At 44.9% G+C, this 21641-nt stretch carries 19 protein-coding genes; 5 read left to right on the forward strand and 14 right to left on the reverse strand.

Annotated elements, in window-relative coordinates; translation table 11 throughout:
- The coding region (locus tag IKG78_RS06970; protein ID WP_290941481.1) for a BspA family leucine-rich repeat surface protein at positions 1-1100 on the forward strand (1100 nt) is incomplete at its 5' end.
- Positions 1101-1141: 41 nt separating this feature from the next.
- Here IKG78_RS06970 and IKG78_RS06975 read toward each other — a convergent pair.
- The 3 genes from IKG78_RS06975 to IKG78_RS06985 all read right to left on the reverse strand — a co-directional run bounded on the left by IKG78_RS06975 (position 1142) and on the right by IKG78_RS06985 (position 3212).
- On the reverse strand, positions 1142-1687 hold the full coding sequence (locus tag IKG78_RS06975; protein ID WP_290941483.1) for a PrsW family glutamic-type intramembrane protease: 546 nt from the start codon (positions 1685-1687) through the stop codon (positions 1142-1144).
- 76 nt (positions 1688-1763) lie between these two features.
- A complete protein-coding gene (locus IKG78_RS06980) occupies positions 1764-2537 on the reverse strand; it encodes a hypothetical protein (protein ID WP_290941486.1) in 774 nt (257 codons plus the stop codon).
- A gap of 87 nt (positions 2538-2624) precedes the next feature.
- On the reverse strand, positions 2625-3212 hold the full coding sequence (locus IKG78_RS06985; protein ID WP_290941489.1) for an RNA polymerase sigma factor: 588 nt from the start codon (positions 3210-3212) through the stop codon (positions 2625-2627).
- 513 nt (positions 3213-3725) lie between these two features.
- On the opposite strand from IKG78_RS06985, the gene IKG78_RS06990 reads away from it, so the two are divergent.
- Both IKG78_RS06990 and IKG78_RS06995 read left to right on the forward strand, forming a co-directional pair.
- Complete coding sequence (locus IKG78_RS06990; RefSeq protein WP_290941492.1) at positions 3726-4016, forward strand: hypothetical protein; 291 nt, start codon at positions 3726-3728, stop codon at positions 4014-4016.
- Positions 4017-4345: 329 nt separating this feature from the next.
- Positions 4346-5245 carry a patatin-like phospholipase family protein gene (locus IKG78_RS06995; RefSeq protein ID WP_290941496.1) on the forward strand — a complete coding sequence of 300 codons (900 nt, stop codon included), beginning with the start codon at positions 4346-4348 and terminating at the stop codon, positions 5243-5245.
- Between the two features lie 90 nt (positions 5246-5335).
- Here IKG78_RS06995 and IKG78_RS07000 read toward each other — a convergent pair whose 3' ends face one another.
- From IKG78_RS07000 to IKG78_RS07010, 3 genes are all read right to left on the reverse strand, one after another.
- A complete protein-coding gene (locus IKG78_RS07000) occupies positions 5336-6973 on the reverse strand; it encodes a cellulase family glycosylhydrolase (protein ID WP_290941499.1) in 1638 nt (545 codons plus the stop codon).
- 151 nt (positions 6974-7124) lie between these two features.
- Positions 7125-7991 carry a TIGR03915 family putative DNA repair protein gene (locus IKG78_RS07005; RefSeq protein WP_290941502.1) on the reverse strand — a complete coding sequence of 289 codons (867 nt, stop codon included), beginning with the start codon at positions 7989-7991 and terminating at the stop codon, positions 7125-7127.
- A 106-nt stretch (positions 7992-8097) separates the two neighbouring features.
- On the reverse strand, positions 8098-9393 hold the full coding sequence (locus IKG78_RS07010; RefSeq protein WP_290941504.1) for a putative DNA modification/repair radical SAM protein: 1296 nt from the start codon (positions 9391-9393) through the stop codon (positions 8098-8100).
- 260 nt (positions 9394-9653) lie between these two features.
- Here IKG78_RS07010 and IKG78_RS07015 point away from each other — a divergent pair, with 260 nt between their 5' ends.
- Complete coding sequence (locus IKG78_RS07015; RefSeq protein ID WP_290941507.1) at positions 9654-11435, forward strand: AAA family ATPase; 1782 nt, start codon at positions 9654-9656, stop codon at positions 11433-11435.
- A 102-nt stretch (positions 11436-11537) separates the two neighbouring features.
- Here IKG78_RS07015 and hemC read toward each other — a convergent pair whose 3' ends face one another.
- The gene (gene hemC / locus IKG78_RS07020) at positions 11538-12611 is read right to left on the reverse strand and encodes a hydroxymethylbilane synthase (protein ID WP_290941509.1); all 1074 of its coding nucleotides are present in this window, start codon (positions 12609-12611) and stop codon (positions 11538-11540) included.
- Between the two features lie 8 nt (positions 12612-12619).
- Entirely contained in the window at positions 12620-13900 is a 1281-nt protein-coding gene (hemA, locus tag IKG78_RS07025; RefSeq protein ID WP_290941512.1) for a glutamyl-tRNA reductase, read from the reverse strand.
- A gap of 161 nt (positions 13901-14061) precedes the next feature.
- Between hemA and IKG78_RS07030 the strand changes: the two genes are divergently transcribed.
- A complete protein-coding gene (locus tag IKG78_RS07030) occupies positions 14062-14715 on the forward strand; it encodes a hypothetical protein (protein ID WP_290941514.1) in 654 nt (217 codons plus the stop codon).
- Positions 14716-14732: 17 nt separating this feature from the next.
- Here IKG78_RS07030 and IKG78_RS07035 read toward each other — a convergent pair whose 3' ends face one another.
- From IKG78_RS07035 to IKG78_RS07060, 6 genes are all read right to left on the reverse strand, one after another.
- On the reverse strand, positions 14733-15803 hold the full coding sequence (locus IKG78_RS07035) for an Lrp/AsnC family transcriptional regulator (protein ID WP_290941517.1): 1071 nt from the start codon (positions 15801-15803) through the stop codon (positions 14733-14735).
- Positions 15804-15929: 126 nt separating this feature from the next.
- A complete protein-coding gene (gene nirJ1, locus IKG78_RS07040; RefSeq protein ID WP_290941520.1) occupies positions 15930-17108 on the reverse strand; it encodes a putative heme d1 biosynthesis radical SAM protein NirJ1 in 1179 nt (392 codons plus the stop codon).
- 30 nt (positions 17109-17138) lie between these two features.
- Positions 17139-19625 (reverse strand): InlB B-repeat-containing protein, encoded by a 2487-nt coding sequence (locus tag IKG78_RS07045; protein WP_290941523.1) that lies wholly within the window; start codon positions 19623-19625, stop codon positions 17139-17141.
- Positions 19626-19786: 161 nt separating this feature from the next.
- Positions 19787-20929 (reverse strand): tRNA guanosine(34) transglycosylase Tgt, encoded by a 1143-nt coding sequence (gene tgt, locus IKG78_RS07050; protein ID WP_290941525.1) that lies wholly within the window; start codon positions 20927-20929, stop codon positions 19787-19789.
- A 78-nt stretch (positions 20930-21007) separates the two neighbouring features.
- Positions 21008-21175, reverse strand: a complete 168-nt coding sequence (locus IKG78_RS07055) for a hypothetical protein (RefSeq protein WP_290941528.1) — start codon at positions 21173-21175, stop codon at positions 21008-21010.
- Positions 21176-21402: 227 nt separating this feature from the next.
- Positions 21403-21641 (reverse strand): T9SS type A sorting domain-containing protein (locus IKG78_RS07060; RefSeq protein WP_290941530.1); only part of this gene is annotated, 239 nt, incomplete at its 5' end.

Below are 21641 nucleotides of genomic sequence, written 5' to 3' on the forward strand. Positions count from 1 at the left end.
ATTGGGATGTGTCGCATGTTCAAAACATGGCCAATATGTTTTCGAAATCCAAATTCAACGGCGATATCAGCAAATGGGATGTTTCGCTTGTTCAAGACATGCACTTCATGTTTGAACATTCCGAATTCAACGGCGACATCAGCAAATGGGACGTTTCGCTTGTTCAAGACATGAGCTTCATGTTTAATGATTCCAAATTCAACGGCGACATCAGCAATTGGAACGTTTCACATGTTCAAGACATGCACTTCATGTTTTCTGATTCCGAATTCAACGGAGACTTAAGCAAATGGGACGTGTCGCATGTTCAAGACATGAGCTTCATTTTTTCGGATTCCAAATTCAATGGAGATATCAGCAAATGGAACGTGTCCAAAGTCAAGGACATGACACAAATGTTTGCTGGTTCTCAATTTACTGGCGACATCAGCCAATGGAACGTTTCACGTGTTCAAGACATGAGCTTCATGTTTAATAATTCCAAATTCAACGGTGACATCAGCAACTGGGATGTGTCGCATGTTCGAGACATGGTTGCAATGTTTGAAGATTCTCAATTCAATGGCGATATTAGCAATTGGGATGTATCCAAAGTCAATAACATGGTCAGATTGTTTTCACGTTCTCAATTCAACGGTGATATCAGCAAGTGGGATGTATCCAAGGTCAAGGACATGATGCAAATGTTCAAGGGTTCTCAATTCAATGGCGATATCAGCAATTGGGATGTGTCGCATGTTCGAGACATGTTGCAAATGTTTTCTGGTTCCAAATTCAACGGAGATATCAGCAAATGGGATGTGTCCAAGGTCAAGAACATGGCAGGAATGTTTGCAGGCTCCGAATTCAACGGTGACATCAGCAATTGGGATGTTTCCAAAGTCCAGGAGATGGCCGGAATGTTTGAAAATTCTCAATTCAACGGAGATATTAGCAATTGGAACGTTTCCAAAGTCCAGGACATGGCCAGAATGTTTAAAAATTCTCAATTCAACGGAGATATCAGCAATTGGAATGTCGCTAAGAAAACAGATAAAACAGATATGTTCAAAAAATCACTTTTGGAAAAAGAAAGAAAACTCCCTAAGTGGTACATATAATCATCAAGCTCAAGATATACGAGATTAGATCGCCTCCAAAACTATTTTTCCTCTTTCCCCATCGGCACACAATTTATCCGACACAACAATATCGCACAAATCATCGGCAAAACATATCCGATATACGACGAAATACCAGGCTTAGAAACTAAAAGGTTGTAAAGTCCATGGACAGTCACGGATAAAGACAAAACGCCCGCCGTTCCCGCAAGCGAAAACGCCTTGTACGATTTCAACAACTGAAGCCCCTTGGCAAGGGCAACCAAAGTCACTATATGCATCACGCCGACTGCCGAACCGCGGATCAACGCATAAGTCAAATGTTGCGCCCCCGAAGAAAGCATGATACAGCAATTTTCAAAAGTCGCAAACCCGGCACCAACGCCAACAGCAAACAACTGAATTTCTTCATCCGACAGTTCGAACACATAAATGCAAAAAAGAAGCAACAAAAGTTTCATGCACTCCTCAATTATCGGAGACAAGAAAATGGAAGTATCTTCGGAATTAAAACCAGACATCACTTCAAAAAATCCGGCAATGTATGCAGACAGTATGCAAACGATCATCCCGGCAAGGAACGCCATTATCAATCGACGGGAATGCCCCCTAGTAAAAAGCAATGAAATAGCGAAGGGAACCGTGAAACATATCAAAACATTCTCAGCATATATCATTAGCTAGTTCCTTCTTCATCGAATTGAACATGAAAAAAAACGAGATCGTATTTGCAAACATGGCCAAATCGTAATAAAAATCCGGCGTCAAGAACATGGACAATTCCGTCCATAAAAAGAAAGAAGCTGTCACAAAAAAATCCTTAGACCGAACACTCTTAACCCCAAGCCAAGCCATCACAGCAAACATCATCCCAAATCCTATGATTTCGGATAAAAAGAACAAATTCCCTTTTACAACAAATAAAGGGATTTGCATTATCAAAACAAAAACGCACGCAGCCGAAGCAACCAGCAACTCTTTAGGAGTCATACACCCCCTGTATCGCAGGCCACGAATCAAAACCCATAAGAAATAGACATACGGAATTCCGAATAAAATATCTTGAAACCACTCCCCCGACCAAGCAATCCACAACGCGATATTTGCACCCATAAACAAAAAAGCAAATACAATCTCCCCTGCAATTTTTTTCTTGTCACCAATCAGCGAATCCAATCCAGCAGACAAAAGGAGAATTATGGCGCACTCGCCAATTTCATTACAGGCAATAGGCATTCTCGTATCCGGTTTCAAGAGATCGTATGCAATCCAGTACAAATCGCTCAGGAGGAAACTTACCATAGCCAATACAAACATGAATGGCAAAAAAACTGTTTTTTCTTTTAGCATCAATCTAATCGTATTTACGATAACAACAGCCAAAGCTCCTGATTGCAAAACGGTCAAAATGATTTCCCAAAGAGTCCGATCACTCATTTTTGGAATTCTCCCGCTTGACCTTTTTCACATGCAATACCAATTGAGCAACCGAAGCCCCCAAAAAGAAAGCTATTACACCTGTAACTACATATCCCATGATTTACCCATCCTTTCACAAGCAACGCGCAATGCTTCTTTCCCCCTAGCCAATAAATTGTACGTCTGTTTGATACTCTTTTTTATAATCCGGCAAATCTGCTCCGGCTTCATATCCTCGAAATAGAGAAGGAACAACGTTTGCCGATAATCCGCATCAATTGTCTTCATTGCACGGTAGAGCAGCGCGTTTCTTTCATTTTTTAGGAACTCCACGACAGGCTGAAAGTTCGCATCAGCCTCTAAGTTATTCAAAAAATCTTTTTCAGGCGACACAAATCTAATCTTTTGTTTTCTCAAATAAAGTAGCGCCTGATTTTTAGCAACCGCAAAGAGCCAGGTCTTAAAAGAAGCATCATCGGATTCTTTGTAGTGAGCAGTCCCCGAAGCCAAGACAGCAAAAGTGTCCATCATCAATTCTTCAGCGACATCTGCATTTTGGACAAATCCGTAGATAAATAGAACCAAACCCTCTCTATATTTTTTAAAAAGAACCTCAAGAGCATTTTGATCGTTATTGGTCATAAACCGAATAAATAACAGTCCGTCGCTATCGGGCATGAAGTTCGTCTCCATTCAAAATAACTCTTTATTCACCATTCCCTGCGGAGGTAACCAACAACGTTGATTATCCGCTTCCCGCATTTGTATAATAAATTTAATTAATATATATATAATACAATAAACTTTTTTGTACAATATAATGAAAAGTTTTTTTAACAATAAAATAGTGAGTAAAAACATCAATTTGTGCATTTAATTGTAGGATGGAGGATGAAAACAGACTCTTAAGAAAAAATTGATGAAAATAGTTTAAAATATTAGATGGACGAAGAATCCTCGTTTTTGATTGTACGCTTATTCCGGCGCAGAAGCAGACAAAGACGTAATTCTACTTAGTCCAACGAGCCAAGCCATAAACTCGAAAAGAATTTCCCATTCAATTTACACCTCTCAAGGCACCCAGGTTTTTCTTGGGTGTCTTTCTCGTTACATAATGTAAAAGAAAAAATTTACATTAAACCGTGAGTAAAAACACACAAAAAAGCCATTAATAAAATGGAAGTTGTTATAATTAAGGAGGAAATCATGAAATACACAACAGAAAACGCACTTAAGGAAATAAAACACCGCAGTAAATTGATCCGACAAAAGCACGATAAAAAAGTAAAAAATCTTTTGGCGGCATCAGTCTGCATTTCGTTAACTTCATTATTCGCTGCAATAGGCGTTTTTTCGGGATCCGAAATTTCTAAAGCACAAACCGAATACGGGGCATTCATCCTTTCATCGGAAACATGCGGGTACGTGTTGACAGCAACTGTGGGGTTTGCGCTGGGAGTTGCGGGAACACTCATAATTAGACATCTAAAGAAATAAAAAAAAGGAATAAGGAAAACTTATTCAACAATTTGAACTAAATCACAATCCGCTTGATTTATTTTGTCAAGCGGATTTTTATTTCACGATAAACTAATCATTATTTTGTGTTTTACGACACACATACAACATGTAAAAAAAATATTCGTCAAACACCAATGAGTAAAAATCAACTTAATAGTAATTAATGAATAGAAGCATTGGTAAACGTTGACAAGTTTTAATCGGGGAAACTTTAATACGGTTTACTACAAATTTTGAAAATAATTGGCACCCCAGTTAATCCTGGAGTGCGTATTTTTCAGAACACTTTCACTTAGGAGAATTTCATGAAACTCGCGATTTCTATTTCGGGTGGCGGTGCGCTCGGCATCGGTCCGCTGCATTTTATGCGTCGTCTCGAAGACGAGCTTGGATTTCATCTCGCAGATGCGGGATCTGCATTTGCAGGCACATCAACGGGGTCCATTGTAGCGGCAGGCCTTTGCACTGGCATGACGGCAACGCAACTATACGACCTGTATCGAAATAATTTGCCATCCATATTCACAAGAATCAGATTTCCTAGAATTGTAAGCCTTTTTTCTTTGGATTTCCATCTTTACAAAAATTCCAACCTCAAACATCTTTTACAGCAGAATTTCGCTGAAACGATGGATAAGTTCAAGAAACCCATCTACATTCCATCAACGTTCATGAATGGTCAAAGAGTAGAAAAGGTTTGGGACCGTGGCGACAACACGACAGACCAATGGTTCGCGATACTTTCGAGTTGCTCCGCGCCAACATATTTCGATCCCATAAGCCGCGATAAAGATGGCGTAACAGAAACTTATTGCGATGGCGGATTGTGGGCAAACGATCCCATCATGGTTTTGGAATCGGGTTTAAAAACAATCCCAGAATTCAATGGCGATTACAAGATTCTGTCGTTTAACACTGGCATGCGTCACCCGAACGAAGGTTTTGAACACAATAGTATCGTCGGATGGGGCAAATACATCATCAATGAATGGGTTGCACGCACAGGCTCTGCAGGGCTATACGAAGCTCAAGCAAACCTCGGTCTAGAAAACGTGCAACGTCTTGCGCCCATGATCGAGAAACCGTTTGCCATGGACGATCTTTCAATTCTTGATGAGGTTTGCGATATTTGGGACAAATATTACGAGTCCGATAGTATAGGCGAAAAAACATGTGAATTCATAAAAACAACAATCAATGCCTAGCACTACTCTTCGAAGATTCAAAAAAGGCCGTCAGGAAATCTGGCGAGCCTTTTTCTTGCCGTCAATTGGCAAATTTATTTAGAACAAGCGTTAAGCAAGGTCCTTGATGACCATGATGCCGCTGCGTTCGATTTTCGGATACTGGCGCATGCCTTCGCCGCCCTTCCCTTTGTCGAGTATATCGAGCAGAGTGCCGTTGGTCGAATAAAGGTGCAGTTCCCACGGGCCATTCGGCGCATTGAAGTAGCCGGAATTCTTTTGCACGTTGCGCTGGAACGTCCTGTTGAGGCGATCGGCGACGCTTCTTGCATGGACGAGCGAAACATCGGCAAGGTTCCACGAGATCGGAACTCCCCCCATGTCGAAGATGAGCACGGCATCGAGGTCGGTTTCCTCCTTCATCGTGAATTTCCAACTGAAGTTCTGCCAACTCGTGCTCAAGTCCAGAATACGACCGTTGGCATACGGCGTATAAACGACGCAATCCTTCTTGATGTTCACGTTGAGCGTACGCGGTTTGTCCGCTTTGGCCCGCATGCTAAACACGTAGGTCACGCCCTTGTGGAGAGCGAAATGCTGCTTGAACTGGATGTTCCAGGATTCCTTGCCGCCTTTTTTGATGTCAAAATGGACAACGCCATCCTTCACAGTGACTTCGCCATTTCCGCCCCAGAAGTCGGTCGTCCAGCAGCTGAGCGGATCGCTCGCGCTAAAGTCACCGTTTTCAATGATGTTCGCCCCGGAGCCCTGAGAGCCGGTCGTGAAGTCCTTGTTCTGGATAAAGTTCGGAATAACGCTTGTATTCTGGATGCCAAGCGGGCTATCAACGGCAACTTCCTTGCCCCAGCCCACCAGCGTGTTGTACGAGCCATGAACCGTCATGTCCATGTCGGGACTGTCAAAGTTGCCCGGACCCCAGCTCCACGCAAGCCAACCAATGCTCAAACGTTCGCATTCCGACATGATAAACTTGTAAGGGATTTCCCTCACGCCGCCAGCAGCCACCGGAGCGAATTCGCCCACGATAAGTGCAATTTTGGCTTTAAGAGATTCTTCAAGCACACCCTTGATGCGGTCCTGGACGGTCTCGTAACCGGTTGCGACCGGATTATGACGTTCGGTCGGCCACCACATGTGAAGCGAGAAAATCAAGTTGTGTTCCGGGTCAGCACGCAAAAGCTTGGGGCCTACGTTCAACAAATTCTTTTCGTTCTGGCCCCATTCGTCGGCATCAATCATGATGGGTACGCGCACGCCGGAAGCACGGAGCTTCGTCACGATGATGTTATAGGCATTGAAAAATTCGTCGGCACTTTGAGCCTTGTCACCCGGTTCGTTACCGATGTTCAGAATCAAATATTCCTGATGGTTGTAAATCATCTGGAGCGTTTCTTCGCGAAGCCAGAAATCAAGAGCGTCGCTCAGGCGGTCCCAGTTACCGGTCGTATCGTGAATTTCGGGTATCGGAATCATGCCGTTTGCAATGCAAAGCGAGATGATGTTGTCGAGATCGCTGATACGACCACGGGTGTTCCAGACGATTCTAACGCAGTTTGCGCCAGTTTTTGCAATTTCAGGGATAGTCTTGCCTTCGCGATCCGTCCAAATAAACATGTGGTTTACACCACGGAGAACAACCTTTTCGTTGTCCTTGCTATACAGAAAAGAATCTTGAACGAAAAAACCCGGTTTTACAGTGGAGCCGTTCATATCTTTTATTTTCTCCATAAATTCGTTAAGTCCAATATTTACCCAATATAAATATACAACTAAATTTTTTTGTAGTGCCTAATTTTTTTCGCCATATATAAAAATTTCAGCAAGGAAGGTTGAACAACAAGATTGGACTTGGGGCATCTTGGGGCTTTATGGGAAAACATTAAGATGGAGCCTTGAGTTTTAACGATGCGGCGGAGTTTTCCTTGGCGACATTTGAGGGGAGCGGAGAACTCTCCTTCCCTACGTTTTGTATTGAAGAACCCAACAGTGAACGCTCCGGGAGATGTTTCCAGTAACGAACCGGCAAGCACCGCCGAAGAAGCCGCGGATTCAATCGTTCCTTGATCGCCATCGTGTCGTAATAGGACTTCCACATTTGCGTAAACTGGTCCGGCGGAGCATGCGTCGCGATGTAGTTGCGATCGGGAACAGTCACGAAATGCGTCCGGTAGTTCTCATAATACACTCCAAAGCCGCGTTTGACATCCACGATTGCCCAAGTGCCGTTCGGGTAACGAGCGCGGAAATGCCCGACAATCATTTCAAGAACATCGTACTTGGGTTCGATTTCGGCAATGTACATTCCGTCGGGAGCCTTGTTGAAACGGACCATTCCATACATGGCGTCCATTTCGCGGCGGACGGAACGGGCTATCGTAATGAGCGGGATCATCTCAAGGCTAGACGGATTGCGACCGTAATTCGGGTCAAGTCCGGCAAATAGCTTGCGGAGGTAAGCGAGGATGTTCATTTCAATTCCTGCGTCTTCGGAACGGAAACACGTTTCTAGCAGGTACAAAACATCTTTGCTGGCGAATTTCACGATAGCACGTTTAAGGCGTTCGGCAGAAGATTCTGAAGTCTCGATGTGGAACGGTTGGGCGAAAAGGTCGGTCGCGGTTCCGCTTTCGGTTTCGTAAGATCGCTCGGCGACAAAGCTTGTAACGTCGAGATGCTGGCGGTAAATTTCAAATACCGCGCTCAAAAAACCGTCGAATGTAGAATCGTAATGAATGGCGAGTGACATGAGTTAGTAGGAAGTAGGCGGTAGGAAGTAGGAAGATAGCGGAGTCATCCTGGAGGGAGCAACGCGACCGATAGGATCCAAGGAAATAGTTGTTAGTCATTGGTCATTAGTTGTTTGCGGTTGGCAGGGCCGTTGGTAGAGCGGCTGCAGGAGCGGGTAATGCTGCGGGCATGGAGTCGAACAAATCGAGCTGGTCGGATTTGGGTTTGCCGACAATAAGCAGCGGGCGAATCATTTCCGGGTATAGCTTGTGCAGTTCACGCGGGATATCACTGTCATAAATAAAGTATTTCGCACGTTTGAGCACCACCCCCATTTTTTTCAAGTGTTGGAGTCGAATTTTAGAATACCGCCTACCGCTTACGATAAGCTGCGCGGACCTCACGCCAATGCCCGGCACACGCAAGATCATCTCGTAATCGGCGGTCTGCAAATCTACCGGGAAACATTCTGGATGGCGTAACGCCCACATCACTTTCGGGTCCAAGTCCGGATCCAAGAACGGATTCTTTTCGTCAAGAATTTCGTTGTACTCGAACTTATAAAAACGCATAAGCCAGTCTGCTTGATACAGCCGATGTTCCCGCAAAAGCGGCGGTTTCGTTGTAATGACGGGCAGGCGTTTGTCCGCATTGATGGGGACGTAACCCGAAAAATAGACACGCTTCATTTGCTGTTGCTTGTAAAATCCAGCCGAAAGCGTAAGAATCTGGAAATCGGTCTCCCTCGACGCTCCGACAATCATCTGCGTGCTCTGCCCGGCGGGCAAAAATTTCGGCGAATACTTGGACTTGTCCGTTTTATATTCCAGCTTGCGTTCCGCCAAAAAGTTCATCGGGCGGTAAATAGAGGCAAAATTCTTTTCGGGCGCAAGGTATTGCAGTTGCTTGTCCGAAGGAATCTCGATGTTCACGCTGCTGCGGTCGGCGTAAAGCCCCGCTTCGAACAACAGCCTTGAACTTGCTCCGGGAATAGCCTTCAAATGGATGTAACCGCCAAAATGGTGAACAAGCCGCAGTTCTTTTGCAACTTTGATTAAAAGTTCCATCGTGTAATCAGGCGTACCGATAACCGCCGAACTCAAGAAAAGCCCTTCTATATAATTGCGTCGATAAAATTCCAACGTAAGATTAATCAGTTCCTTAGGCGTAAACGTCGCTCGCGGAATATCGTTGCTCCGGCGGTTGACGCAATAAGCGCAATCGTACTTGCACGCATTGCTGAACAGCACTTTCAAAAGAGAAATGCAACGACCGTCGGCACTCCACGTGTGACAAATGCCGGAACTGTGCCCGCAGCCCATACCGCCTTTTGGCGAGTTCCGCTTGGAACCGCTCGACGAGCACGAAACATCGTACTTGGCAGCATCGCCTAGAATGTTCAGTTTATCGCGTATATCCATTTTAATCAATTACAGTATCAAATTACGACACACTTGTTTACTTGCCTTTTTGTTCACTAAATATAACAATTACTGCACAAAAAAGCAAAAAATTTTTCAAAAAAATATATTGCAGAAAAACCATCGCAAAAATTCCCCAAACACAGGGACAAAGAATCAACAAAACACGGGTCCTCCCCCTTTTACCTCTTAAGATTGCGAAACGAATGTAAGAAAAAAGAAAATATTTTACATTTTATTTGGTAATTTAAAGGAATTTTATGTCTAGCAAGAATAATCAGAATTTAGTCAAGGCTTTAATGCTCATCATCTCCATGGTGATGATGTTCGGTGTCGTGGTAACAATCAAGCTTGCTACAGTCTATGGGCCAATCGCATATTTTATTTTTGTGGGAATCTTTATTCTTGTCGTTTTTGTCGCATTAAGCTTGTGGAGCAAGTATCGGGAGCACGAAACTTCGCAGCAAATCGCCGATCTCATGAAAGAGGCTTTGACCTCGCCAATGGAAAATGTGGTTGGAAATTCTGGTTACGCAGTCGCCGTGAAACCGGACGGAACAATCAATCCGAAACTCACGACTTGCATGAAAAGACTCGAACCCACAGTTAGCGCCATTTCAAAATTCTTCCAGGATTTCATCCATTACGACGGCGTTGCATTAAAATTGCGTCAACATTTTTCTGCAGTCGAAGCAGGGACTGACACCTTTCAAGAACTATCGACCGTTTTCCTTTCGGATGTAGCCTACCTTTCCGCAAAACTTGGACACGAAGTCAGTTTTGACTCCTTTGAATCGTGCGGTTTCATCACGCTTCTTTTGCGGTTGCGAACAAACGCTCCGACCACGACGGACTGGAATCGCCTTGTCTATCAAGCGTTCGTCGATAAGACAATTGACATGAATGCACTGCTGAAGAATTTGGAACGGAACCACGCCCAGATTGAAGCTACTGGAGAAATATTCCTTTTCGCTTCGATTTTCGCGGAATTTTCGCCAGATGCAGTCAAGAAATATATGCGCTTGATGTACGATTTTTCAGCAGCACTTGCAAACATAGACCATAAGCTTTCGCCGCAAGAAGTTCAGTGGCTCCAGCGCTTGGAGCGCTTTATCGGCAATTATCGTTCACTTATCCACAACGCTGGATGGGTAAAGTGTTCCGCACGCCCTGTAGGCTATAAAGATGCAGTAAAGGATTCCGCCGCATGGAATGTCAATGCAGAAAAGCCTAACAAAATAACAGGCGGAGATGCAATTAAAAAATTGGACGACTTGATTGGCCTTGCCTCAGTTAAGAAAGAAGTCATCACATTCCGCAACTTTATCAAGATTCAAAAAGAACGCCGCAAAAAAGGCCTCTCCGTTCCGCCGACCTCTTGCCATCTGGTGTTTTCGGGGAATCCGGGAACAGGCAAAACGACGATTGCACGAATCATGGCCGAAATTTTTAGAGAGCTGGGTGTTGTTTCAAAAGGCCATTTGGTAGAAACTACGCGAGCCGATTTAGTCGCTGGCTACATGGGACAAACAGCTATCAAAACGAACAAAGTCATCGACAGCGCATTGAACGGAGTCCTGTTCATTGACGAAGCTTACACGCTCTCTAGAAACTCCGAAGGCGATTATGGTCAAGAAGCAATTGACACGCTTCTCAAACGCATGGAAGATGACCGCGATAGATTGGTAGTCATCATCGCCGGATACACAAAAGAAATCAAAAACTTCGTAAATTCCAATCCAGGGCTATCTTCGAGATTCAACAGGTATATCGAATTCCCTGACTATACGGAAGATGAACTGGCACAAATATTCAAGACGCTTTTGTCGAAGTACGATTACGTCATGAATTACGATGCGGAAATTGCGATGAAAAAACGCATTGCAGCTGCGGTACAAGAAAAAGACGAACATTTTGGCAACGGACGTTATGTGCGTAACTTATTCGAAAAGGTTATCGAAAAACAGGCCAACCGCCTCGCCGCCATGCCCAATTTAGGGAAAGCCGAAGTCAGCCTGATTTACGCATCAGATTTCAAATAAAGAACCGATTTCACGCATGTCATCGACGCTTCAAGTCATCCTGAAGGGAGCCGTGCGACCGATAGGATCCATGCAGAAGCCATCATTTATTCGGGGATCTTTTTACAATTGTTTCTTGATTTCTTGGGCAAGCGTAACGCCCAAATTTTTAGATTGCAGCACAGAATCTGCGGAACTCAATTCTATAGAGCCGCTACATTCCGCACGGAGTAAACGGTTAGAATTTTCGTCCCAATAAATGCCACGAATTTTTAAAGTCTTTGCAACGCTGCTAGAATCGTTTGTGCAGCAAATGCTAGAGTCGCAAGAACTATCGCTCACAAATTCTGCAAAACTCGCCACCGGGAACTGACAACCCGCATTAAGAGCTTTCAAATAAGCCATTTCGGCGGAGGCAACGCAGAACGTTTCAAGGTCATTCGCATGTGCGAGAATTTGTGAGAGGAACTCGGAAACGTCACAGGCTCCTTCGACTTCGCACTTCGTGCTTCGCTCAGGATGACAACCGTTAAAATCCGATTCCAAATGACGAGAGCTGTACAAATTTTGGCGGGCAACATTCAAAGTTTCAATCGCAAGAATTCCTTGACCGCTGGCAGGGAGCATTTGATCGGTACTAAAGTATTCCGTCACTAGGTCTGCAAGGCCCATGCGTTTGAGGCCCGCCGCAGCAAGCACAACACCATCAAGTTCTGCAAGTTTGCTGATGCGCGTTTGGATGTTTCCGCGAATCGGCACGTATTCAATATCTGGACGGAGCGCTTTCAGCTGGACGATACGGCGTATGCTCCCCGTCCCGACGCGAGCTCCTGCGGGCAAATCCATAAATCGAACGCCAGCAGCTCCGCCACGCGAGAGAAACGCATCACGCGGGTCTTCACGTTTCAAGACTGCGACAAGCTTGAACTGCGGCAGTACTTCGGCAGGCATATCTTTAAGGCTGTGGATAGCGATATCGGCACGATTTTCGAGAAGAGCGATTTCCAATTCCTTGATGAACACGCCCTTGCCGCCAAAGCTCGCCAGCGACTTGTCCAAACGGCGGTCGCCTTCCGTCGTCATGGAGACAAGTTCGTACGTCAGCGGTTCTGCGTTCACTGCAACGATAGCATCAGCGGCCATTGTCGTTTGGGCTAAAGCCAAAGCACTTTTGCGAGTCGCTATACGGAGTTTCATTGATGCCCCTAATTGCATTCACGAAGACATTTCAGATACGTCATCACATCTTCGGCTGCATTTGAATCTTTTACCTTGTACAAATAATCGTTTGCCATTTTCTTTGCAAAGCGAACATACATCATACGGATGCGATTTTTGTCCACATCAGACACTTCCGGGAGCGAACGCATCAACTTTTCAACTTCTTCATTCGCGGTTGCCACCATTTTTTCGGCAAAAACGTGAATATCTTTTGCGATATCGTCCATGCGATACCATTGCATAAATTCTTCGATGCCTTGTTGCAAAATCGTTTGAGCCGCTTCGAGTTCAATCATTCGCAAACGACGGTTTTCAGACACAATTTGTTCCAAATCATCCACGCAAACGTATTGCACGCCGGGCAAATCGCCAATCGAAGGTTCCGCATTGCGCGGATTCGCTAAATCAACGACGAGACGCTTCGGAGTGGCTGTTGCAGCAAACGAACCTTCACAGACTCCTTCACGTTGCTCAGGATGACACAATGCAATCGCTTTTTCAAATTCATCCTTCGTGATAATCGGTTCCTGGCTCGCACTGCAAAGAATCAGCACATCGCTCTTACCCACAACGCAATAGCGGTCTTCAAATCGGACCGGAGTCAAGACATCGCCAAACTTTTCCGCATTCGCAAACGTCCTGCTGCTCGCAAAAATTTTCGTCGTATTCTCTTGTACGTACTTGAGCATGAGCGATCCCATTTCGCCAAGCCCAACAATATAAACGGTACGGTTTTCCAAATCGTCAAATGTCTTTTGCACCTGCTTCATTGCCAAAAACGGAATGTTGCAACTGAGCTTGCTCAAGTTCGTTTCGGTCTTGATGCGCTTTGTCGTGTGAATCGCACTTTGAAAAAGTTTATTTAAACTGTTGCCAGTCGCCTTGAGCTGGTGTGCAGTTTCGTAGGCACGATCAATCTGATGCAAAATTTGGTCCTCGCCCATGGCCACGGAATCAAGCCCCGCACACACGTTCATCACGTGATGCACAACATCCTCGCCCGCTTTCGTGTAGAAGAACTTTGCAAAATCATCATAATTTTGATGAGCCAGACCGCAAACATAACGAACCAATTCGGCGGTATCCAAATCGCGGTCACTCGCCACATAAACCTCAGTACGGTTACATGTAGCCAAAATCAAAAGCTCATCGAACGGGGAATTTTGCAGAGCGTCCGTCTTTACATCCATCGGGATATAAAACTTCTCGCGGATAGCGATTTCAGCCACCTTGTGGCTCATTCCTGCCATGTAAATCTTGCGCATGACCCAAAGATAGAAAAATTACACGCTTTCTTACGCTATAAAGGACGATTCTCATCAAAGCAAACGTTTTTACAACGGAGAAAACATTCTCTTTGTACTCTAGAACAGTTATTTTTATATAATTTATTTACATCTATTTGTCTTGTCAGGATATTTCTAAAATGTTTAAAAAGATTCTTTTTGCAACGATTATTTCGTTATTTTTCGCATCACAGGCCAGCGCATGGGAAATGGGTGAATATGTCAAAAATAAACAAGCCGGAGAGGGAATCGAAGCAAATGATTCCTCTTGGCAATCTTCCTCAAGCCAAGCAAATCAAATAGACCATTCCATGGCACAAACAAGCGTCCCCAAAGACACGCTAAAACATCACAGCGTTTCATTCACTTACGGAATCTTCACAATGACAGATGTCGCCGCCGCTTACGCTTCTGTCGCTACAGCCATATATTCTTTAGGTACTGCAGAATTGCAAGAATCCATGTTTGGTGCATTTTCAATAGATTATGGATACAAATTCAATGAAGTTGTCGAAGCTGGACTTGTTTTCAATTACGCACATCCCTTCGTAAATGGTTCCTTTTATACAATCATGCCCAAATTCAAATTAAATTTAAATAACGAAGGCTTCGTCAATCCATTTATAGAATTCGACGCAGGAATCTCTATAACCAACATAACATCAGGCGTTTCTCCGATGTTTCATGTCACTTTTTTAGGGCTTGAAATAGGAAGAGAATTTAATATTATACTTCATTTGCTCTCTTTTGGGCAACGTGGAGTCGTATCTGCGGGAATCGGTGTCAGAATCTAAGCGTATTGAAGTTCGCATCAAACAAAGAACTTGAAACTAGTTTTCTTGAGTTCCCGCACGGAATGTAGAACGACATATTCGGGGTTGCCTAGCAGAGTTGCAGCATCCTTGATATAGTCGTCCAATTCGGCAGATGTCTGCGCATGCATCATTGCGTATAAGTTGTACGGAAAGCCTTCAAAGGACGGACGCTCGTAGCAATGAGAAACGTAATGCTTGTTCGCAAGAAGAAGAACTTTACTGGATTCTTCCCCTTTCGTGCAAAGCACTCCAGGGTCAGAATGACGAGATTCCGCGGGCTTTTGATATCCGCCTCTTTCGTCCAAATCAAAGCAGACCATTGCATTGAACGCAAAGCCCGCTTCTTGATGGCGGAGAATCGCACCAAAGCGGCGCATGCGTTTTGAGGCAAGGTCTTCGCGAAGTTCATCGCAAGAAATGCCCCAATCCTTGAATGGTGTAAGTGAATGCGGAATGTCATCACAAGCCGTGCGAATACGGGTGCGGTCAGATTCTGTTAATGCTCCCGCTAGAGATTGCCGCGCTTCGAGACTCTCGCCTCCAATCCTGTTTACTAACCACTGCCTACTAACCACTGGTGCGTCAGCACCCCCCATCACCGTATTGATTTTGTACTTCTTGGTGGCGGAGAGTACATGAACGTCGTGCAATTCCGTTTTCGCACAAATGCGTTCCACAATTGATTCTATAGCCGCCTCATTTTCTGAAATGACAGTAAACCACACATTGTATTCGTGGCTACGAATGTAATTGTGCGTAATCGCGGGTTCTTCATTCACTACCACCGCGAACTTTTCCATCGCAGTCGCTTCGTGCGATTCAGCTGAAAAATCTTGCGACGACGTCATCATCTTCCCTGCGCAAAGTCTCGAAATGAAGCCCAACTTTTTGGAATCATACACGCCGCCAATGCGCCGAATTACGCCCGAAGCACGTAGCATTTCAACAGCGTCAAAAGCTTCTTGTTCCGAAACATTCAACATTTCCGCCAAGTGCAAATACGGACGTTCCACCAACGGAAAACCGTCTTGAATAATCGCGAGAAGATGTTGATTTAATTCACTCATTTAAAATAACTAGATCCATTCGACTTCGAGCCTGCGGCTCTCCGCTCAGGATGACACATCAACAATTCCTAATTGCGAATTATTCTGCCAACTTCCTACTAATAACCAACAACCAATGACCATTGACTAACAACCAATCCCAATTTCTTCATCCGTCAAATAGCAGGCCGGATCTTCAGCCCAGAAGTCGCCCGTTACCGCTTCGGCACGCGTGCGGAAGTTGCCATTGCACAAATTCAAGAAAGCGCACTTCGGGCAACGGCCCTTCAAAAGTGGCTTACGGTCCTTGAGTCCCGCCATAATCGGGTTCGACAAGTCCGTCCAAATATCGCCAAAGCTACGCTCACGAACATTTCCGAGCGTAATATATTGCGTAAACTGGTCCGGATGCACGTTGCCGACGCTATCGATATTGCCAAACGCCATACCACTGCGGTTACCACCGTTGCGTTGAATCAGTTCCAAAACCTTTTCTGCAAGCGCCGGATCTTCACGTTTCATGCGCTGGTACAGATAAACGGCATCAGCATGGTTATCGACCGTCAAGATTTCCTTGTTCACGCCACGCTTCTTGAAGTCCAAAGTGCGATCAATAATCAAGTCCATCGCCTTGCGGCTTTCTTCGTGATTCAAGTCATTTGCAACCATCGCAGAGCCACGACCGCTATACACCAAATGATAGAAGCATACGCGGTCAATGTTCTCGGCTTCGAGCAAATCGAAAATTGCATTCAGGTCCTGCACGTTGTAACGCGTAATCATGAAGCGCAGTCCAACCTTCTGGCCCGTCGCCACGCAGTTGCGGATACCGCGCAATGCCAGCTGGTACGCGCCCGGTTTACCGCGGAACTTGTCATGAGTTTCTTCACAACCATCCAAGCTGATGCCCACATAACCCACGCCCATCGCTTTCAACTTCTGCGCCACATCAGGCGTAATGCAGGTGCCGTTCGTCGAAATCGTCGGACGAATGCCCTTGCATGCCGCGTAGTTTGCAAGTTCAAAAAAATCGGGACGCAAAAGCGGTTCGCCACCGCTGAACAACAGCACCGGCACATTAAATTCCGCCAATTGATCAATAAGCTTAATACCCTCTTCGTGCGAAAGTTCATTCTGGTACTTAATCGCCTCGGAACGCGCATAGCAGTGGACACACTTCAAGTTGCAAGTCTTCGTGCAGTTCCAAACAACCACGGGACCGCGCCCAGCACCCACGCCATTTTTCGCAGCATGAGCATGAGGTTCATAACGGAGAGAATCCCCAAAATTCGGGGCATCCATCAAAAGCTTAGTGATACTGATCATGCGCCCAAATTTAGAAAAATATTCACAATATCAGAAGTACACCCCATAATTAGGACGCACGTTCATATTGCGGCCTTTAGCATCGAACTTGGGGGCAATTTTTTTCTTCAACGGAGATGGTGCAATCGTCTTGCGGATTCCGCTTCTTCCATCGCCAGGACCATCCTTACCATTTACATTGAGCAAGACCTTTTCGTAATATTCGTTAGCAAAATAGAAATTAGCGAGATATAAATTCTGCACTTCAGGATAAATTTGTTGATAGGATTTATTTTCAATCAATCCATAAAAGACTCTATAGTTGTCATTATAGAGATATTTACAATTCATATACATTCCACTGATGGAATGTCCATTACCATAAATGATTCCAGCGAAAGTATTTTTGTAATTCATCGGATTCCAATCAATAAAATTGGCGTTATTCATATCTTTGTTCACAACAATATCGTTCATGATCTTGATGCAGGCTTTTATCGACGGTTTTTCGCTTAACACACTATTTGCAATTTCGTCAAAATAGAACAATTCATGAACGTTTGTTACAAGATAACAGCCATCAGCATCCGTTGCCGGTTTTTGGGGAGCATAAGTCCAATCAGCCTTGAATTCGATTTCATCATTTTTTGAATTAACAAAATAAGTTCGATCAAAATCGCCAGTTTCATTCAATATAGCGCCATCCGTGCCAAGCCAGCCATGGAAAAGGTATCCCTCACGCGTTGGGCTTTTAAGCGTAATCGTTTCACCGTTCAGAGTTTTGTCCGGGTTCTTCGCATCTCCCATAGTACCACCGACCAAATTGTACGAAATCATAATTTCACGGGCACTCCATTTGGCGTAAAGAACGATATCTTCGGTGTTTCCCGTGGGCAGTTCTGTCACTGCAGTCGTAAAGGCAGAATCCGAGTACCAACCCACAAAAGTCTTCCCGCTCTTCGTGGGCTGTTTCAACACAAATGTTGCAGAATCCGCATAACGGTAAACCGGATTCCGATTCAACACAGAAGAATACGAGCCGTCATTCACATAGGTAATGGAATATCCATTTTTCCACTTGGCAAAAAACTTCTTATTTCCTTTATCCGTAGCAAGGATTTTTTCTACCGGTGTTACAAAGTTCGAATCGGCAAACCAACCTTCAAAAACATCACCATCCTTTGACGCAGGCTTCAACAACACTTCCTGTTCAGGCTTGTAATAATTCGGATTAACAGAGTCATTGACGCCACCGGCCAAATCATACGCAATATCGTAATACACGCCTTTCAATTTCGGATAAGCGTCCTTCCCGACCTCCTGCGTCCAGATGGGGCTACTAGAGCCCTTCACGAGTTTTTCAAGAACAGTTCCATCGGAAAAAGCGGTAGCAGTTGATGCACTCGCTTCAAACTCGTCATTGGTAAAGGAATCGAGGTAAAAAGTATTTTCAGCAACGACTTTCCAGTTCGAAAATTTTTGACATTGAGTCACACCTTTTTGGCTGATGGCAGAAAAACTCTTCTTTGCCTCAGCGGTTCCTGCAAAGAATGTATTTTTGAATACGGCAAAATCAGTCCCGCCAACAAGACCACCTACGCGATAACCAATCAAATGTCCCGCATAATAGGCATTTTCTATAGTTACAGCATTATAATTATTGTCATAATTGTTGGCTGCACGAGGGGCTTTGCTTATCGGAGCATCAAGAGTAACTTCCGCGCAATGGTCTTGTTGAACTTGAGCAAAACCGACAAGGCCTCCGACATAGCGGCCCCTGCTATCCAAAGTAGCCGTACTATATACATTCTTCAGTGAAATTCCAAAACCTAGCGTATTTGCAATAAAAGAACCAACATAATCATTGCCAGCAAAATAAGAATCAACAATTCCTAAATTTTGAATTAAAGCGTTATATTCGCCTTCAGCAATATTAACAAATCCAACATTTCCATATAAGCCCGAGATTGTGTGACCATTCCCTTCAATGACGCCCATAAAATTTCCAAAAGGTTTCCACCAGTAATGGGTTCCCTCATTCGGGGATCCATCGGCGGCCAAAAGGTTCTTGTTGACGACGATATCATTTTCGATGGAAACACAAATTTGTTTATTTTTTCGCATTAAACTATCAGAGGCTTTCACAGCACCGTAGAGTTCTGCAGCATCGTGAACCAGCATACATCCCGACTCATTCTGTTGGGGGATTTTCGCCTTCACACCCCAGCGAGCATAGAGAGACAGTCTTCCTTTTTGGGGGCGGGAGAGAGAAATGACAGGATCAGTATAGGTGATTGCTTTATTATCGTAAGGAGATGAATCAAAAAACCAGCCCAGAAAGTCTGCACCGTCTTTAGTGGGCGGGAAAAAATCAATCGAAGGATAATCCGAGCGAGTGCTATATAAATAAGAAGATAAGTTTTCAGGATTGTTCTTTCCACCCTGCAAATCGTAATCAATATAAATCGTATCCCCAACTACGGCAAAAGCGTTCCCAACAATCAGCAAGCCCAAAAGAGCATAAAAAAACTTCGACATATTTTCTCCCTGATATAAAACAACCATCCACTCGAGGACCAATATACATATAATTTTAGCCTAGAACTAGATTTATCCATGTTTTTTTAACATGTCTTTCAAAATTAACGACAGCGCGATTATTATACTACAGCAACCGTCTTATATGCTACAATATGATTTTATCCTGCATTTTCTTGCAGCTTTTTCACTTGTTCATCGGCCCATTTTTCGAAGGTATCGTCTGCAATGTGAGATTTGACATCTTTCATCAAGTGGATGTAAAAATGCAGATTGTGTATGGCAGCAAGCGTCCAGCCAAGCGGTTCTTTTTCTTTGAACAAATGACGGAGATAAGCGCGACTGTAGTTACGGCAACAATAGCAATCGCAATTCGGGTCAAGCGGCAAATCGTGCTGATGGGCAAACTTTGCACCCTTGTAACGCAGCACGCCTTGGTGTGTATAAACTAATCCATCCTGTGCGTTTTTTGCCGGCAAAATGCAATCGCACATATCGACACCGCGTTTCACAAGTTCAAGCAAATTCCAGGGAGTCCCCACCCCCATCACATAACGGGCACGATCTTCGGGCAATAAGTTTGTACAAAAATCAGCGATATCGTACATTGTCTCGACAGGCTCGCCCACCGAAAGCCCGCCCATCGCGTAACCGTCCGGTGCAATTTCCTTAAGCGCTTCGATAGACTTCTGGCGAAGTTCCTTGTGCATGCCGCCCTGTACAATCCCGAAGAAATACTGCGGATAGCCGTGAATCGGCGGATTTGCCTCCAGCCATTCCTTCGCCTCATGCGTCCACTTGAGCGTAAGCGCGAGCGACTTTTCGGCTTCTTCGACGGTACTCGGATACGGAGTACATTCATCGAACGCCATGATGATATCCGCACCGATTTCCCGCTGTGCGTTCATCACGCTCGCCGGCGTAAACAAATGACGAGAACCATCCAGCAAACTTTTGAACTGGACGCCCTCTTCAGTAATCTTGCGAAACTGCTTCAAGCTCCACACTTGGAATCCGCCGCTATCCGTAAGCATCGGCTTGTTCCAGCTCATGAACTTCTGCACGCCCCCCGCTTCGGCAATGAGTTTCGTCCCGGGCCGCAAGTAGAGATGGTAAGTATTCGCAAGGATAATCTCAGCATCAAGTTCGCAAATGTCGCGACTCGTTAGCCCCTTGACCGTCGCCGCAGTACCCACCGGCATAAAAACGGGTGTCGTCACATCGCCATGCGCCGTATGCAGCACCCCAAGACGCGCCTTGCTGCAGCCGCTAGTTTTTAGAAGTTCAAAAGGGTTTTCGTTCACGAAGCCAAAAATACAAATCTTCTTTTGGGATTTCCTTGGATCCTATCGCCCTAACGGTCTCCAGGATGACAACTACCGTTACGATTTTTCGAGTTTCGGCTTTCGATTTCGCGGGGTCATGTGGCGCATGGCCTTTTTCCCCGTATGCGTGGGCAACACCTTCTGGGTCGCAGAAAGGGAATGCTCAATTTTGTTTTCGCCAAGAGGACGGAACTGTCCCGTTAAGAGATTGTGGTTTATTGCCATAGGAGCTCCTAATGTTTTTGATGGTGATGTGGGAAATATATATTTTTTTTTCGAAACATGCAATAGTATGCTAAAAAGGAGGCCTTCCGGCCCCCCTAATTTAAAAAATCGCTATTATTCGTTAAACTGCTAAGTTATAAATGTTAGGTTGTCAGTTATTGGTCATCAGTTATTAGATAAAGGCACGGGGTATTGCCCCGTGCCTCTTTGCATACTCGTTCTTTCACCTATTTCACGAGGATCCGCTGCGTCAGCTGGGCTGAGCCCACGCGGACGCGGAGGATATAGACGCCGTTCTTCGGGGCATCCATGGCAACCTTGTTCGTCCCGAACATGGACCTTGCTGTAGCTGTCGCGACTACGCCGCCCTTCGCGGTCAGGAGTTCTACCCTCGTGCTTTCATCGACGAGTTCGTCAGGAACTTCGAACGATACGTGCAGCTGGTTGCCAAGCTTCGCAGAGCGGA

The sequence above is a fragment of the Fibrobacter sp. genome (assembly GCF_017545445.1).
In the GTDB taxonomy this organism is placed as follows: domain Bacteria; phylum Fibrobacterota; class Fibrobacteria; order Fibrobacterales; family Fibrobacteraceae; genus Fibrobacter.

Bases quoted from the DNA above. Each gene is read 5' to 3' on its own strand.
- IKG78_RS06975 (WP_290941483.1), bottom strand. From the start codon at position 1,687: ATGGCGTTCCTTGCCGGGATGATCGTTTGCATACTGTCTGCATACATT.
- IKG78_RS06980 (WP_290941486.1), bottom strand. From the start codon at position 2,537: ATGAGTGATCGGACTCTTTGGGAAATCATTTTGACCGTTTTGCAATCA.
- IKG78_RS06985 (WP_290941489.1), bottom strand. From the start codon at position 3,212: ATGGAGACGAACTTCATGCCCGATAGCGACGGACTGTTATTTATTCGG.
- IKG78_RS06990 (WP_290941492.1), top strand. From the start codon at position 3,726: ATGAAATACACAACAGAAAACGCACTTAAGGAAATAAAACACCGCAGT.
- IKG78_RS06995 (WP_290941496.1), top strand. From the start codon at position 4,346: ATGAAACTCGCGATTTCTATTTCGGGTGGCGGTGCGCTCGGCATCGGT.
- IKG78_RS07000 (WP_290941499.1), bottom strand. From the start codon at position 6,973: ATGGAGAAAATAAAAGATATGAACGGCTCCACTGTAAAACCGGGTTTT.
- IKG78_RS07005 (WP_290941502.1), bottom strand. From the start codon at position 7,991: ATGTCACTCGCCATTCATTACGATTCTACATTCGACGGTTTTTTGAGC.
- IKG78_RS07010 (WP_290941504.1), bottom strand. From the start codon at position 9,393: ATGGATATACGCGATAAACTGAACATTCTAGGCGATGCTGCCAAGTAC.
- IKG78_RS07015 (WP_290941507.1), top strand. From the start codon at position 9,654: ATGTCTAGCAAGAATAATCAGAATTTAGTCAAGGCTTTAATGCTCATC.
- hemC (WP_290941509.1), bottom strand. From the start codon at position 12,611: ATGAAACTCCGTATAGCGACTCGCAAAAGTGCTTTGGCTTTAGCCCAA.
- hemA (WP_290941512.1), bottom strand. From the start codon at position 13,900: ATGCGCAAGATTTACATGGCAGGAATGAGCCACAAGGTGGCTGAAATC.
- IKG78_RS07030 (WP_290941514.1), top strand. From the start codon at position 14,062: ATGTTTAAAAAGATTCTTTTTGCAACGATTATTTCGTTATTTTTCGCA.
- IKG78_RS07035 (WP_290941517.1), bottom strand. From the start codon at position 15,803: ATGAGTGAATTAAATCAACATCTTCTCGCGATTATTCAAGACGGTTTT.
- nirJ1 (WP_290941520.1), bottom strand. From the start codon at position 17,108: ATGATCAGTATCACTAAGCTTTTGATGGATGCCCCGAATTTTGGGGAT.
- IKG78_RS07045 (WP_290941523.1), bottom strand. From the start codon at position 19,625: ATGTCGAAGTTTTTTTATGCTCTTTTGGGCTTGCTGATTGTTGGGAAC.
- IKG78_RS07055 (WP_290941528.1), bottom strand. From the start codon at position 21,175: ATGGCAATAAACCACAATCTCTTAACGGGACAGTTCCGTCCTCTTGGC.